Source organism: Prauserella sp. PE36 (assembly GCF_003311655.1).
Taxonomy (GTDB): domain Bacteria; phylum Actinomycetota; class Actinomycetes; order Mycobacteriales; family Pseudonocardiaceae; genus Prauserella_A; species Prauserella_A endophytica.
Map to the genome: position 1 here is coordinate 74,396 of NZ_QEQT01000041.1, position 14,681 is coordinate 89,076.

The 14,681-nt window shown below is 74.0% G+C and carries 13 protein-coding genes; 4 read left to right on the top strand and 9 right to left on the bottom strand.

Annotated elements, in window-relative coordinates:
- Positions 1-1,287: a type VII secretion-associated serine protease mycosin gene (gene mycP, locus DI005_RS06900; RefSeq protein WP_113641589.1), complete on the top strand. Its 1,287-nt coding sequence runs from the start codon at positions 1-3 to the stop codon at positions 1,285-1,287.
- Positions 1,288-1,337: 50 nt separating this feature from the next.
- The gene (locus DI005_RS06905) at positions 1,338-1,688 is read left to right on the top strand and encodes a GatB/YqeY domain-containing protein (RefSeq protein WP_112271485.1); all 351 of its coding nucleotides are present in this window, start codon (positions 1,338-1,340) and stop codon (positions 1,686-1,688) included.
- A 149-nt stretch (positions 1,689-1,837) separates the two neighbouring features.
- On the opposite strand, the gene DI005_RS38480 is transcribed toward DI005_RS06905, so the two are convergent.
- Positions 1,838-2,005, bottom strand: a complete 168-nt coding sequence (locus DI005_RS38480; protein ID WP_199542572.1) for a hypothetical protein — start codon at positions 2,003-2,005, stop codon at positions 1,838-1,840.
- Between DI005_RS38480 and DI005_RS06915 the strand changes: the two genes are divergently transcribed.
- Positions 1,985-2,188 (top strand): hypothetical protein, encoded by a 204-nt coding sequence (locus DI005_RS06915; RefSeq protein ID WP_199542574.1) that lies wholly within the window; start codon positions 1,985-1,987, stop codon positions 2,186-2,188. The two genes, DI005_RS38480 and DI005_RS06915, sit on opposite strands and share 21 nt — an antisense overlap.
- Here the strand turns inward: DI005_RS06915 and eccB are convergent.
- Positions 2,178-3,581: a type VII secretion protein EccB gene (gene eccB, locus DI005_RS06920; RefSeq protein ID WP_113641590.1), complete on the bottom strand. Its 1,404-nt coding sequence runs from the start codon at positions 3,579-3,581 to the stop codon at positions 2,178-2,180. The genes DI005_RS06915 and eccB overlap by 11 nt on opposite strands.
- Before the next feature lie 4 nt (positions 3,582-3,585).
- Positions 3,586-4,968 carry a type VII secretion integral membrane protein EccD gene (gene eccD, locus DI005_RS06925; protein ID WP_113641591.1) on the bottom strand — a complete coding sequence of 461 codons (1,383 nt, stop codon included), beginning with the start codon at positions 4,966-4,968 and terminating at the stop codon, positions 3,586-3,588.
- A 157-nt stretch (positions 4,969-5,125) separates the two neighbouring features.
- On the opposite strand from eccD, the gene DI005_RS38485 reads away from it, so the two are divergent.
- Complete coding sequence (locus DI005_RS38485; protein WP_199542587.1) at positions 5,126-6,517, top strand: protein kinase; 1,392 nt, start codon at positions 5,126-5,128, stop codon at positions 6,515-6,517.
- On the opposite strand, the gene DI005_RS06940 is transcribed toward DI005_RS38485, so the two are convergent.
- From DI005_RS06940 to DI005_RS06965, 6 genes are all read right to left on the bottom strand, one after another.
- Positions 6,514-8,646, bottom strand: a complete 2,133-nt coding sequence (locus DI005_RS06940; RefSeq protein ID WP_113641593.1) for a transglutaminase domain-containing protein — start codon at positions 8,644-8,646, stop codon at positions 6,514-6,516. The genes DI005_RS38485 and DI005_RS06940 overlap by 4 nt on opposite strands.
- Positions 8,643-9,779, bottom strand: coding sequence for a DUF58 domain-containing protein (locus tag DI005_RS06945; protein WP_113641594.1), 1,137 nt, complete (start codon positions 9,777-9,779; stop codon positions 8,643-8,645). Before DI005_RS06945 ends, DI005_RS06940 begins: the two co-directional genes overlap by 4 nt.
- Positions 9,780-9,785: 6 nt before the next feature.
- A complete protein-coding gene (locus DI005_RS06950) occupies positions 9,786-10,742 on the bottom strand; it encodes a MoxR family ATPase (protein ID WP_112271473.1) in 957 nt (318 codons plus the stop codon).
- A complete protein-coding gene (locus DI005_RS39580) occupies positions 10,739-12,637 on the bottom strand; it encodes a fibronectin type III domain-containing protein (protein WP_304481729.1) in 1,899 nt (632 codons plus the stop codon). Before DI005_RS39580 ends, DI005_RS06950 begins: the two co-directional genes overlap by 4 nt.
- A 75-nt stretch (positions 12,638-12,712) precedes the next feature.
- A complete protein-coding gene (locus tag DI005_RS06960) occupies positions 12,713-13,966 on the bottom strand; it encodes a sensor histidine kinase KdpD (RefSeq protein ID WP_113641596.1) in 1,254 nt (417 codons plus the stop codon).
- Positions 13,963-14,649 (bottom strand): response regulator transcription factor, encoded by a 687-nt coding sequence (locus DI005_RS06965; RefSeq protein WP_199542589.1) that lies wholly within the window; start codon positions 14,647-14,649, stop codon positions 13,963-13,965. Before DI005_RS06965 ends, DI005_RS06960 begins: the two co-directional genes overlap by 4 nt.
- Positions 14,650-14,681: the final 32 nt, after the last annotated feature.

Consider the following 14,681-nt stretch of genomic DNA (forward strand, 5'->3'; position numbering starts at 1 on the left):
ATGAAAGCCAGGTTGGTCGCGGCGGTCGTCGCGCTCGCGGCGGCGGCCGTCGGCGGGAACCCCGGGATGGCCACGGCCGCGCCACCACCGGGGGCGTGCGGCAGGACGGAGCCCGCGAGCCCCGTGGTCACCGAGCTGCCGTGGGCCCAGCGGACGCTCGACGCGCAGGCGGTGCGGCGGCACGGCACCGGCGCCGGGGTGGTGGTCGCCGTGATCGACTCCGGGGTGGACTCCGACCACCCGCAGCTGCGGCAGCCGGGGAAGGTCCAGCGCGGCCAGGACTTCTTCCTCGTCGGCGACCTGCCGGGCAGCTTCGACTGCGTCTCACACGGCACGGGGGTCGCCGGAATCATCGCCGCCGCGCCCACTCCCGGCATCGGGTTCGCCGGGCTAGCCCCGGACGCGACGATCCTGCCGGTGCGCGTCAGCGAGAGCGACACCACCGACGGCGCCGCGCAGGCCATCGACCCCGAGGTGCTCGCCAGGGGCATCTGGTACGCGGCCGACCACGGCGCAGACGTGATCAACCTGTCCGTCGCGGGCGGACTCGACAACCACTACGTGCGTGACGCGATCCGGCACGCCGTGAACAAGGACGTGGTCGTGGTGGCCGCCGCCGGGAACGCGCAGGAGGGCGCGGCGCCGGGCGGGCCCACCTACCCCGCGGGCTACGACGGGGTGCTCGGCGTCGGCGCCGTGGACATGGCGGGCAACCGGCTGCCCAGCTCGCAGATCGGGCCGCAGGTGGACCTGGTGGCGCCGGGCGGCGGCGTGCTCTCCACGATGCGAGCGGGCGGGCACGGGTACCGGGACGGCACTAGCTACGCGGCACCGTTCGTGTCGGCGACCGCGGCGCTGGTGCGCTCGAAGTGGCCGGACCTGTCCGCCGAGGAGGTCGTGCGGCGCGTCCTCGCCACCGCGACCCCGGCGCCGGGCGGCCGGGACAGCGCCGCCTACGGAGCCGGGATGGTCAACCCGTACCGGGCGCTGACCGACGGACTGTCCACTGAGGAGCCCGCCGCCCTGCCTGCCGTGCAGCGGCCCGTGCCGGACCCCGACGAGATGCGGCTCGCCACATGGTGGGAGGACAGCACCTCCAACGCGCGCCTGGTCGCGATCCTCACCGTGACGACCGCGGTGCTGGGCGCGCTGGCGGCGGTGGTGCTGGTTCGTGGCCGCCGCACGCGCTGGCGGCCGCGTCGCGCGGCGCTCCCGCCCGCCGAGCCCGTCCGCGACGACCTGCCCGACGAGATGTTCCTGGTGCCGCCCCCACCTGCCGAAACCTGACGGGAAACTCCGTTGCCGCACGTCACCGCCCCCGCCTAGGCTTCCCGCCCATGCGGGCAGGCTTGCGTGCCGATCTCAAGGCAGCGCTCAAATCCAGGGACAAGGCGGCCATCACGGCGCTCCGCTCCGCACTCGCGGCGATCGACAACGCCGAGGCGCTCCCCGTCGGGGAGACCTCCGCATCGGTCGCCGGCAGCGAGCACGTCGCCGGAGCGACCGCGGGGCTGGGCTCCGCCGAGGCGCGACGCCGCGAGCTGACCGCCGCCGACCTGCGCGCGATCCTGGAGCGGGAGGTGCGCGAACGCCTGGCGGCCGCAGCCGAGTACGAGCAACTCGGCCGCGCGGACCACGCGCACCGGCTCCGCGCCGAGGCCGATGTCCTCAACCGGCACCTCGACTAGGGCACTGTTGTACTGGTAGGCGGGGTAGGTCAGGTAGCCCGCGTCGCCGCCCACGCAGTACGTGGCCTCGTCGACGGGAGCGAGCGGGAGCGCGTTGCGCAGCCGCTCGACGAGGTCCGGATTGGCGAGGAACGCGCGGCCGAAGCTGATCAGCTCGGCGCCCAGCCCGAGCAATGGTCCGCGTCGGCCCGTCCGGTCTGCTTCGGACCCATCGGCGGCGACGGGCTCATGACGAGGGTTCCCGGCCACGCCCGGCGCAGGCCCAGCAGCACGTCCTCGTCCGTGGTGGCCTCGAGGTGGACGTAGGCCAGGTCCAAGCGGGCCAGCTCGATTCGCCGAGTGAGACGAACTCCGACGCCGCGCTGGAGCGCATGGCCAGGGAACGCGACCGGCTCTCCGCGCACATCGCCGAGCTCATGGAGACCCGGGACAAGCTCGACGAGCTGATGGTCGCACACCGCGCGCACCTCGAACGGCTCCGATCGGCGGTCAGCCGCTGAGCGCGGTCGCCGGGTCCAGACCACTGCCCATCGGCACCCGGCTGACGATCCCCGCGGGCAGCCGCACGGGCTGCGCGCCGCCGTAGCCCAGCACGTCCAGCACCGCCGCACCGGCGAGCGGGTACGCCCTGCCCTGGTCGGTCACCAGCACGAGCGTGCCCGCGTACGCCTCGGCGCTCGGCATCACCTCCACCAGCGCCGCCCGGCCCGGTTCGACGTGCACGCGGTCGGCCAGCGGCATCCCGGCCTCCGAGCGCCGAGGCGTGGCCACGGTCGGCAGGTCGGGGATCCGGGGATCCACGTGCACCACCGGCACGGCCGCGCCCGGTTCGTACATGGCGCAGATCGTGCCCCCCTCGGCGAAGCGCGGCCGCTCGCCGGGCGCCGCACCAGGTCCGGGCTCCTCGGCCGGCGCCACACGGGCCTCGGCGACCTCGGCCGGGCCGAGCGCGACCCCGACCGGCTGCTCGCCCCCGTACGCCCGCCTGCTCTCGGGGTCGGCGCGCTGGATGTCGTACTGCAGCGGGGAGATCGGCCGGAGCCGGTCGGCCTCGGCGAGGTAGTGCTCGCTGCTCCCGGAGGTCTCCATGACGAGCAGCTGACCCACCCGGATGTCGCCGCGCCCCGGCACAGCGGACGACGGCGCGCCCACGTCACCGAGCCGGATCGGCGCGATCGGCTCCCCCGAGGGCAGCACGTCCACCAGCGGCATTCCCGTCCTGGCCTTGGGCTCCGACTGCAGCGCGAGGCCCACGGCGACCGTGTCCGACTGCCGGATCAGGTGCCGGTGGCCGTCCGCGATCAGGTACTGGTCGCCGCTGGCAGGCACCTCCACGAGCAGAGCGGAACCGGTGAGCGGGGTACCGCCCCGCGCGCCCGTGCCGACCAGCAGCACCGACTCGTCCACAGTGGACCCGGCTGCGTCGGGCACGGGCCGGGAGCACAGGCTCCAGCCTCCGGCGAGCAGCTTGTCCCGCGCCACGAGGGTGTCCGGCGCGTCGTCGATGCCGATACGTGGTCCACGGGGGACGCCCGCCAGCGAGTCGCTCGACACCGACACGGTCTCGGCATGCTCGCCGAGTGCGAGCAGCGCGGAGGTGTAGTTCTCGACCGGGTGCAGCACCCCGTCCAGATAGACGTACTGCGTGCCGGTCTCCTTCGCCACGATCACCGAGGGCCGGTCCCGCCACGACGTGTTGCCGCCCGGGTTGATCAGCCCGTACACCCAGAACCCGGCCAGCACCAGCACGGCCACCACGATGCTGCCGATCGCGGCTCCGCCGGGACGGCGAAACGGCGGCTGCTCGGGGTCGGGTTCCCTCGTCACCAGCGCCGAGATCGCCCGCTGGGCGAGGAACTGGTGTGCCTGCAGCAGGTCGCGTTTGGACGCCACGGCCTCAGCCCCCGAGTCCGCGCACGAACCCGTACAAACCCAGCACCGCGCACAGCACCGGCACGCACGCCAGCACGATCGCCACCTCCAGCAGCTCGGCGGCCCGGCCGAAGAACGGGCTGGGCGACCGCCTGCTGTGACCGAGTCCGGCGAGCACGGCCAGGCCGCCGACGGCGAGCAGCGCGGGTGCCGTGATCGCGAGCAGCACGCCCGCGTTCGCCATCACGGGGCCGACGGCGAGTGCGCCCGCGCTGGCCACCCCGGTGAGCAGCAACGGCGCCCGGTGCCGCAGCGCCGGGTAGATCCGGGCCCGCAGGCAGAAACCGGCCGCCAGCACGGACAGCAGCACGATCACCGACGTGCTCGTCTCGCTCGCCACGAGGAAGAGGCAGAGCACGGCGACCGTCGTCGCGCCGCCGATCACGCCGGTCAGCAACTGGTCCGCGCGCAGCACGGCGGCGTAGACCGCGTGCCGTGGCGGCTGCGGGTCGTCGCGCACGAGATCGGCGGTGCTGCGCGGCAGCACCGGCATCGGCACCCGGCCGAGCCGGATCGTCAGCGGGCCGAGCAGCGGCGAGAACAGCAGCACCACCACGACCGCCACCGCGGCGCCGTCCACGCCGTCCAGCGAGTCCATGGTCGCGAGCCACGACGCGAGCGTGCCCAGCAGGCCGGCGGTGACTCCGCCGATGAACACCTCGGCGCGCTCGACGACGCCGAGGTAGCCGAAAGCCGAGGCCACGAGCAGCGCCGAGGAGCCCGCGAGCACGTGCGGCGCGCCGAACCCCGCGAGCGGCGGCCCGTCCGCGAGCAGCAGCGCACCACCGGCGAAGCCGAACGGCAGCGCCAGCGCCGCGACCACCGCCCCCGCGCCCGCGTCGCCCAGCGCACGGGCCAGCACCGTGCCTGCCGCGAGCAGCAGCGCGCAGAACCCCAGAGCGGCCAACGCCGGCGTGGTCCACGGCGGACCGGCCCGCACCACGGCCAGCAACGCGAGCAGGGCGGCGAACGCGCCGGTCAGCAGCCCCGCGGCGCGCGTGTGCGCGGGACCCCACGGGCGGCCCGTGCGCCCGGCGCCCTTCGCGATGGTGTCGGCGAGGTCGTCGTACTCCAGCTCGGGCCAATGCAGGCGGCGCGACACGAGGTGCAGCACCTCGCCGTCCCTGATCCCGTACGTGCCCAGCGAGCGCCCCAGCTCCAGTGCCGTGCCGTCGGCGCGGCGCAGCAGCCAGCCGCCCTCGGTGACGCCGTCGTCGGGCAGGCTCTCGCCCGCGCGCCGCAGCAGCCCCGGCAGGATCTCGGCGACCGATGAGCGCTCCGGCAGCGCGAGGTCGATGCGGCGAGCCGGTGCGTCGATGGTCACCCGCACGAGGTTCGTCGTCGTCATCCGCGTGTCCCTTCGGCCCTGCCCGGTGGACGGCAGCATGCGGCCGTCGCGCCCCGTTCCCGGTCTGTCGCTACCTACGATGAGCGCCCGAGCGAGACAGGGGAACGGACCCGGCAGCTACCGGACACGACGGGATGGCGTCAGAATGACTACCGCGATGACGACACTTTCCGGACACGACGAGCTGGTTCCTCTCGGCGAGGGTCCGGTCGCCACGGTGCTGGCCGGGGTCGACCCGGAGGGCAGCGCCGCGTTCGCGCTGAAGGCCTACCCCGGACCCATCGACCGGCGCACCCGCGGCGAGCTGGACACCGAGCTGCGCAAGCTGCGGGAGCTGCGCGCCAGTGCGAACGTGCTCGTCGCCGACGGCGTCGAGGAGCTGCCCGACGGCCGCGCCGCGCTGCGGATGGAGCTGTGCGCCCAGTCGCTGCCCGAGCTCGTCTCCTCGTTCGGACCACTCACCATCCCCGACGCGCTCGCGCTCGGGGGCGCGCTCGCCAACGCGCTCGCGGTGGCGCACGCGGCAGGGCTCGTGCACGGCGGCGTCACTCCCGGCAACGTGCTTTTCCGGCCCTCGGGGGAACCGGTGCTCGCCGATTTCGGCCTGACGTTGCGGCGTGCGTTCCCCGGCGACGTCACCGCGGGAGTCGGCTTCCTTGCGCCGGAGACCGTCCGGGACGGCACCAGGGACGAGCGGACCGACCTGTACGGGCTCGGCGCGGTGCTGTACTTCGCGCTGTCGGGCTCGTCGCCGCACGAGGGGCGCCCCGGCGAGCAGGTTGACGAGCGGCTGCTGCGCGCGCTCAGCAGCGAGGTGCCGCCGCTGGAACGCGGTGACCTCCCGCCTGGGCTCGCGCAGCTCGTCTCGGCGCTGCTGGCGAAGAACCCCGACGCCCGCCCCCTCGACGCGGCGACCGTGGCAGCCCGCATCGGCGGCATGATCGGCCCCGCGCAGGCGCAGCCGGTGTTCGACGACTTCGGCGGCGCCGTGCCGGCCAATCCCGCCCCGCAGCCCCAGCCGTACCCCGAGCCCCAGCCCTACGCCCCCGCGCGGCCGCCCGTGCCGCCTCCGCCGTTGCCGAGGGGTGAGCTGCTGGTGCAGTACGGCCCGCAGGACCGGCCGAAGGGCAAGCCGCGCGCGGGCCTGATCGTCGCCGCCGTGGGCGCGCTGTCCGTGCTCGCCGTCGCCGTGGTGGTCCTGCTGCTGAACCAGCCGGCGAAGCTCGACGTGCCCGAAACGCCCCCTCGCGCGGAGGGAACCACCCCCGCCGCGCCCAGCGCCCCGCCCGTGCGCATCGAGCTCCACGATCCCGTGGACAAGGGCGACTACGTGGAGCTGTCCTGGCGCAGCAGCGAGCCACTCGACTTCGCCGTGGTGGTCGCCGCCGAGGGGCAGCCGAACGAGACGATCTTCGTGCAGCGGCAGACCGAGTACCGCCTGAAGATCGACCCAGTGCTCAAGTACTGCTTCCGGGTCCAGGGCGCGAACAGCGCAGGCTTCTACGAGACCCAGGCCAAACCGATCCGGGAAGCCACCTGCACCGGTTAACGGGGTGCCCGTAACGGGCGCGGGTTCAGCGCCGCCCGGATGCGTGCGCGCAGGCCACGCCGGGCGAGCCCCTTGCGCACGGTCCTGACCGCGGCCCACGCGTGCCGCCCGCTGTCCGGGCCGGGGCCGGATCCCGACCACAGCGCGAAGTCCACCGTGGCGCCCAGCGCGCGCAGGCCGTCCACCGTCGCGCCGTCGGTGACAGCGACCGCGCTCGTCAGATCGCGCACCGTCATCCCCGCGGACACGGGAACGCCGTAGGCACGCAGCCGGTCGCGCGCCTCCTCCCATGCACCGACCACGGCACCCGCGCCGGGCCGCCGTCTGCGCCGCCGCGCGCGCAGCGCCTTCGCGAGCGGCACGCCCACCGCCCACAGCAGCGCCGCGAGGGCGGGCACCGCGAGCAGGGTCCAGAACGGGAAGGACGACCAGCCGCTCGCCGTGCCGGTCTCCAGCGCGGCCGGTTCCGGCGCGACCGGTGCGTCCCGCAGCTCGTCCGACGGCGGCAGTTCCTCGCGCGCCTCCTCGGCGGCGGCCGCCACTCCCCGGCTGGGTCCGGCACCCTGCGCGGCGGCCGTGCCGCTCGGGTCAAGCCGCACCCAGCCCACGCCCTCGACGGCGACCTCCGGCCACGCCAGCGCGTCACCGTTGCGCACCGTGTAGCTCCCGTCGGCCTCGCGCTCGGCGGGGGCCCGGAAACCGACGACAAGCCGTGCGGGAATGCCCTTGATGCGGGCCAGCGCGACGTAGGCGGCCGCGAACTGCTCGCTGGTGCCGCGCCGGGTCTCCAGCAGGAACTCCTCAAGCTGCGGCCACGAGTGACCGGTGGGCAGGTTCTGCCCCGTGGCCAGCCGGTACTCCTCGCGCAGGAACCGTTCCAGCGCCAGCGCGGTCTGGAACGTCGGCCGCGCCGGGGCGGCCCGGTCGGCCAGCTCGACGATGCCCGGCGGCACCTGCCCGACCCCGCCGAGCTCGGCGGCCAGCGACCGGTCGACGGCTGCGCCCCGGAAGGCGTCCCGCGCGACCCGCGGCTCCCACCAGCTGAGCGAGTACTCCCCCGGCGTCCCGGTCCGCGGCACCAGCAGCGAGCCCTGCCGCTCCTCCACGAGCGGGTCGACGCCGTCGACCCCGGCGGGAAGCGACTGGCTCGGCAGCCACGGCCCTTCGAGCCGGACGTCGCGGATCTCGGCGCTCCTGCGCTCGACGTCCACGGTGATCTCGTCGCCGGGTGGGAGGGTCTCGCCGAGCCTGCGGTACCGGTTGCCAGGGGTCCAGTTGACGCCGTCGAACTCGGACAGCACCACCACCGGCCACCGGTCCACGCCCGCGTCACCGTTCACAGTGAACACTGGGGTGTCCGGATGCGACAGCCGGTCGGACAGCTCGTCCAGCGGGTTGGTGAGGCTGCTCTCGGCGAGCGGGGCGAACTCCTCGTCCTGGAACGTGTACCTCGGCTCGCCCGAGGGCAGCAGCATGCCGCCGACGAGCGCACCGACGATCGCGAGCGTCACCGCGGGAGTGGCGAGCAGCACCGCGGAGGGCCCGCGCCGGTCGTCGGCGACGCGGTCGGCCCGCGTGGCGGCGAGCAGCGCCCCGGCCGCCGCGGCGTAGGTGAGCGCGGCGACCGTGGCCGCGATCCCGCTCAGCGCGCTGTAGAACTGGCTCAGCACCACCACCGCGAAGCTCGGCACCAGCGCGGGCAGCGCGCCCCACCGGTGCAGCAGTTCGACCCCGAGCACGCACGCGATCAGCGTCAGCAGCGGCACGAACAGCAGGAGCGCGGGATCGGGCTGTGCGGGCCACGTCGACTGCAGCGCGAGCCGCCACGAGTCCGTCGCACCCGAGGACAGCGCCCGGATCGTCTCGCCGGTCGGGATGCCCGCCGCCGTGGTGGGGAACAACAGGATCTCCACGATCGCGAGCAGGCCCGCGAGCAGCGTCAGCACCGGCCGCCACGGCACCAGCCCCTCCCGGCGCGAGGCGAGCACGGCGACCGCGAGCACCACCGCGGCGGGGGCCAGCAGCGGCAACAGCAGCGCGGGCACACCGAAGACGGGCGCGAACAACAGCCCGGCGACCACTGCGGCCAACACCGCGCAGGCCGTCGGCAGCACCCGCTCCCCCGTCATCCGATCACCTCGTTCCACCGCCGCACCGCGTGCTCGGCGCCCTCGGCGACGAGCACGCGCGCCCCGGCGACCGCCCCGGCCCCGCCTCCGGCGCCGATCGCGAACACGAAGATCGTGGAGTATCTGCTGCGCAGCCACGCCAGCGACGTCACCTCCGCGTCCGCAGCCGTGACCACCACGAGGCAACCGCCGAACCCGCGGCTCGCGGCGAGCGCGGCGGGCACCAGCGACTCGTCGTCGCCGTGTGGGCGCACCAGGCACAGCTCGTCGAGCAGTGTGCGGGCCGCCTGGCTGCCGCCGGGGGTCGGCACGTCGAGCCCTGAGGAGGTGACGAGCCTGCTGTGCTGGCCTTCCCTCGCAGAGGCACCGAGCAGGGACGCCGCGAGGTCGACGGCCTCCTCGAACGCGGGCGGGGGCATCGAGCCCGCCCGCGTGTCCAGCAGCACCGTGAACCTCGGCTGCTGCGGGTCGGCCAGATCGCGCACCATGAGCCGCCCCGTGCGGGCGGTGGCCTTCCAGTGCAGGTGCCGCACCTCGTCGCCTGGTACGTACTCGCGCACGTCGCGCAGGTCCATCGAGCCGCGCAGCGGGTCGTCGGTGATGGCGCCCTCGTGGTGGTGCCTGGGGTGCGCCCCCACGAGCGCCCTCGCCGGGTACTGCCGGGGGTGCACCCACAACGTCGCGGTCTCCCCGGTGGGCAGCCGGTTGGTGGCGAGCCCGAACGGGTCGGCCCGGTGCAGCAGCAGCGGTCCGACGGTGGCCTTGCCGCGCGTGGAGATCGTCAGCTCGTAGTGGTAGGTCGCCTCCGCCGACGGCGGCAGCGCGCGGATCCGCACGGTCTGCGCCGTGCCGCCAGCCCGGTCCGTGGCGAGGAACGGCGACTGCCGCCTCGTCGCCGGGTTGCGCACGCGCAGCCGCGCCAGCACGGGCCTGCCTCGCTCCACCCGGTCCGGATAGACCGAGCGCGTCACCACCACCCGCACGGGTCGCGCGGTCACGGCGACGGCGGCGAGCACCGCGGCCAGCAGGATCCCGCCAAGCGCGCGCAGCAGTGGCTGCCCGGCCCACTGTCCGAACGCGACCAGCAGCACCGCGAGGACGAACACCACGCTTCCGCGCCGGGTGGGACGCACGGGCTGCTACCTGGCGGCGACGTTGATCGCGGGCGCGGGGGTGGCCGCCAGCACCTCGTCGATGATCTCGTCGGCGCCGCGCTGGTTGAGCTCGGCCTCCGCGGTCAGGATCAGGCGGTGGGCGAGCACCGGCTTGGCGACGTCCTTGATGTCGTCCGGGGTGACGAACCCGCGTCCGGCCATCGCGGCGAGCGCCTGCCCGGTGCGGACCAGCGCGATGCTGCCACGGGGGCTCGCGCCGAACCGCACGGCCGCGTGGTCGCGCGTCGCCGCGGCGAGCCGGGCCGCGTACTCGACGACCGCGCGGTCGATGTACGAACGGCGGACCTCCTCGATGGCCGTGCGCAGGGTCGCCATGTCGACCACCGTGGGCAGGTCCTCGGCCCTGACGCCGGCGCAGTCGCTCATCACGACCAGCACCTCGGACGCGACGTCCGGGTAGCCCACCGACAGGCGCATCAGGAACCGGTCGAGCTGCGCCTCGGGCAGGCGGTAGGTGCCTTCCATCTCGATCGGGTTCTGCGTGGCGACCACCAGGAACGGACGCGGCACCTCGTGCGTGACGGCGTCGACGGTCACCTGCCGCTCCGACATCACCTCGAGCAGCGCCGACTGCGTCTTCGGCGTACCGCGGTTGACCTCGTCCGCCACCACGATGTTGGCGAACACCGCGCCGCGGTGGAACGTGAACTGTTCTTCCTTCTGGTGGTACACCGTGACGCCGGTGATGTCGCCCGGCAGCAGGTCGGGGGTGAACTGGATGCGGTTCCACTCACCGCCGATGCTGCGGGCGAGGCAGCGAGCCAGCGTGGTCTTGCCGAGGCCGGGCACGTCCTCGATCAGCAGGTGCCCCTCGGCCAGCAGCGCGGCCACGGCCAGGCGCACCAGCTCCGGCTTGCCGCGGATCACCTGCTGCACGTTGTCGGTGATCAGCCTGGCGACCTCTCCCGCCCGTGCGCTCATCCTTCGGGCCAGAGCAGGCGGTTGGACACGACGTTCAGCTCCGAGATGAACACCCAGACCTCGTAGCCGGGCTCACCGAAGTCGATGTTTTCGAACACAGCGTTGCCGTTCTCGTCGGTTTCCCAGCCGGAGCCGGGGTTGTTCCACGTTGGATGGTTGGAGTCGACCTCGAAGTCGTAGAACGTGTTGGGCTCCAGCCCGGTCGCCTCGACCCTGATCTTGTAGCACGGCGGGCCGCAGCCGTCGTACTCACTGGGCTCGCCGCGCGAGATCGTGATCGACGGCCCGGGGATGGCGATCGTCGTGCTCGCACCGGGCCCGCGCCCGGCGCTGTTCTCGGCCGCGACCGTGATCGTGTAGCTCGTGCCCTTCTGCAGTCCGGTGAGGACGGTCGAGCGCGCACCATCCGGCACCGTCTGGGAGCCCGCGCCAGGCTGCCACGACACGTGGTACGCCGTCACGGGGGCGCCGTTGTCGGCGGCCGCTCCCCACGTGACCTGCACGGCGTCGCCCTGCAGGGTCGCCGCCACGTTCGGCGCGATGCCCGGCGGGGTCGCCGGGGCCGGAGGCGGCGGTGGTGGCGGAGGCGGTGGAGGGGGTGGCGGCTGGGCCGGCGGCTGCGCGGGCGGCGGTTCCACCTGCCGGCCCTGCGGCACCGGGTCGACGGTGTCAGCGGGCTCGGCCAGCACCGGGCCCGGGTCCGGTGTCGCTGGCTGGGACGGCGGCGGGCTCGGCCGGTCCGGCCGCGAGGGTGGGGGTTCGGGGGTCCGCTCGGGTGGCGGGCCCTGCGGCGGCCGGTCGCCCCGGTCCTCCTCCCCGACCAGCGGCACCTGGCTCACCGAGCCGCCGTCGTCGACGACCATGACGTGCCCGCCCTTGTCGCCGTCGACGTACACACGGGCGTCCTGCCCCCGGGTCAGCCTCGGCTCCCCCGTCTCGGGCGCGACGGGCGTGACCTCCTGCGGCCTGCCGTCGTTGCCGTAGGTCCGCACGGTGTTGCCCTCGAGGTCGAGCAGCACCACAGAGGAACCGCTCGACTCCGGGGCGGCGTACTCGCCGTCGGGCAGCTCGACCGTCACGGGCCTCGTGTCCGCCCCCGGCGTGGTGAGGCCGCGGCCGTCCATGAGGTGCAGCTTGTCCTCGGCGGGGTCGAGGATGGGAATGCGCCCGCCGGCGTCCGCCGTGGCGACCTGGGCCGTGCCGGGGAGGTCAACGCCGACGTTCACGGGGTCGCCGAGCCGTCCGTCCGAAACCGCACGCACGGTGTCCTGGGTGGTGTCCACGAACGCGACCTGCTCGCCCACGACGGTCAGCTCTCCGCTGTGGCCCGGCGGCGTCACGGTGGGGCACGACACCTGGTCGGCGTCCCTGGGCAGCTTGCACAGCACCCCGGAGGCCTGCCGGTGCAGCCAGAGCGTGCCGTCGGGCGTCACGACAGGGTCGCCGAGACCCTCACCCGCGCGGATCGTGGCCGGCCGCTCGCCGAGCCGCACCACGGTGCCCGCCTCGCGGTAGACGAGGTAGGGACCGCCGGGCGCCTCCACGCCGACCGGCTGCTCACCCGTCGGGGCGTTGATGGTGCGCTCGACCTCCAGAGTGGACTTGCCGAACTCCCTGATCCGCGCCTGCCCGACGACGTACGCGCTGGTGTCCCCCTGGTAGACGAGGTCGCCGGGGTCTAGCGGCATGTTCGCCTGCGCGTCCACGGACTTGGCCGCGCCGTTGACGTGGAAGACGACGTCCAGCTCGGGGTTGACGACCCAGTGCCCCGCGGGCGCGAAGTCCAGACCGCGCGGTGACTGGGCCGCCCCGGAGATCGCGATCGTCACGGTGGCGGCGCAGGCGGCGACCAGCAGTGCCATCGGCAGGCGATGCCACAGCTTCCTCCCAGTCACAGAGGGGAGCATAGGACACGCCGGTACACGCCGGGTCAACATCAGGTACAACGGACCCGGACGGCGCAGCCCCCGCTACTGGGCGAGCGGGAAGGACAGTTCGAAGATCGCGCCGCCCTCCTCGGCGTTGTAAACCCGCAGGTAACCGCCGTGTGCCTGCGCCGTCCAGCGCACGATCGAAAGGCCCAGCCCACTGGACCCGGCCCCGCTGGTGAACCGGTCGAAGCTCTCCTCCGCCACCGAGGCGTCGATTCCGGGGCCGTGGTCGGCCACCGTCACCCGGCCGCCCGCGACGGTGATGTGCACGATCGCCGGTGAGCCCGGCTGGCGGCCGTAGCGCAGCGCGTTGTCGAGTAGGTTGCCGACCGCGCGTTGCACGAGGTTCGGGTCGGCGTACACGGCGGACGGGGCCGTGGTGACGGTGACCTGCGCTCCGTTCGCGGGGGTCTCCTGCACGACACCGGTGACGAGCTGGTCCAGCCACACGGGCTGGATCGCGAGCGTCTCCACGCCTGCCGCGAGCCGGGCGCGCACGAGCAGGTCGTCGATGATCGAGCCCATCCGCGCGGCGAGGCGCACCGTGCGCGGCAGCAGGTCCGGCCGGTCCGCCGGGTTGCGCATCGCCGTCTCCGCCAACGCGCGCAGTGCCGCGACGGGCGTGCGCAGGTCGTGCGCCGTCTCGGCGAGCAGCACCTCCTGCTGTTCGAGTGCCGCGGCGGCTGGCCGGATCGCGCGGCCGGACAGCAGGTGGCCTGCCACACCGACCACGGCCACCGCCAGCGCGCAGCCGCCGATCACCCACCACACGAAGGCGCTGTGCCGGTCGAGCTCCTCCGTCGGGTCGCTCACGGCGACGATCGCGCCCGCGTACTGGCCCGCGGCGTTGAGGAACGGCTTGGTGACCACGCGCACGAGGCCGTCCTCGGTGCTGGGCACGTACCCCTGGATCTCCCTCCCGCTCGCGGTCGAGTCCTCCGCCAGGCCGTGCAGGTAGCCGCGGTCCACCGGGGCGCAGTCCCGCCTGCTGAAGTGCGGGTCGAACTCACCGGCCCCCGCCGGAAGCACGGCGAACTCGGGGCAGCTCGTGTCGATCTGGTCCTGGCCGATGAACGCCGTGACGACGGTGCCGTCGCCGCTGGACTGGACCAGCCGGGACACCGCCGCGGTGACCTCCTTCAGGGAGGCGTCCATGCGCAGCTCGCCCTGCTCCCTGTCCTGGTCGACGAGCAGCCACGCCAGCACGATCAGTCCGGCGGCGTTGAGCACCGTGAACAGGACGGTGAGCAGCCAGCGCAACCGGCGCAGCCGAGCCGCGGCCGAGCCGTTCATGAACCACTCCGCCGACCGTCGAGGCGGTACCCGACGCCGCGCACCGTGTGGATCAGCTCCGGTTCCCGTAGCTTCGCCCTTAGCCTGCGCACCACGACGTCGACCACGTTGGACATCGGGTCGGCGCTGGTGTCCCAGCAGTGCTCGATCAGCTCGGTGCGGGTGACGGCCTGTTCGGGGCGCGCCATCAGGTACTCCAGGACGGCGAACTCCTTGTCGCTCAACGTGAGCAGGACACCCGCCCTGCGGACCTGCCTGCGTGCGCTGTCGAGCTCGAGATCGGCGTGGTGCAGCACCGGCGGCCGCCGGTCCGCGGAACGGCGGCACAGCGCGGAGACCCTGGCGGTCATCTCGGCGACCGCAAACGGTTTCACCAGGTAGTCGTCGCCGCCGTGCTCGAAGCCCGCGACGCGGTCGGCGACGGTGTCGCGCGCGGTCAGGAACAGCACGGGCACCGCCCAGCCCCGCTGCCTGCGCTGGTAGACGTACGTGGCGGCGTCACCGTCCGGCAGCATCCGGTCGAACACCACGCAGTCGTGGTCGGCACCGGTGAGCACGGCGTCGGCCGTCGCCAGGTCCTCAGCCTCGTCGACCAGGAAGCCATGGGCCGCGAGCTCGGTGGTCACCGCCACGCGCAGGTCCTCGTTGTCCTCGACCACCAGCACTCGTGCTGTCGCTGTCATCGGAACCTCATGTTCGTGCCGCGATCGTTGCT

Coding starts and splice junctions, on each gene's coding strand:
- mycP (WP_113641589.1), top strand. CDS start 1: ATGAAAGCCAGGTTGGTCGCGGCGGTCGTCGCGCTCGCGGCGGCGGCC.
- DI005_RS06905 (WP_112271485.1), top strand. CDS start 1,338: ATGCGGGCAGGCTTGCGTGCCGATCTCAAGGCAGCGCTCAAATCCAGG.
- eccD (WP_113641591.1), bottom strand. CDS start 4,968: ATGACGACGACGAACCTCGTGCGGGTGACCATCGACGCACCGGCTCGC.
- DI005_RS38485 (WP_199542587.1), top strand. CDS start 5,126: ATGACGACACTTTCCGGACACGACGAGCTGGTTCCTCTCGGCGAGGGT.
- DI005_RS06940 (WP_113641593.1), bottom strand. CDS start 8,646: ATGACGGGGGAGCGGGTGCTGCCGACGGCCTGCGCGGTGTTGGCCGCA.
- DI005_RS06950 (WP_112271473.1), bottom strand. CDS start 10,742: ATGAGCGCACGGGCGGGAGAGGTCGCCAGGCTGATCACCGACAACGTG.
- DI005_RS06960 (WP_113641596.1), bottom strand. CDS start 13,966: ATGAACGGCTCGGCCGCGGCTCGGCTGCGCCGGTTGCGCTGGCTGCTC.
- DI005_RS06965 (WP_199542589.1), bottom strand. CDS start 14,649: ATGACAGCGACAGCACGAGTGCTGGTGGTCGAGGACAACGAGGACCTG.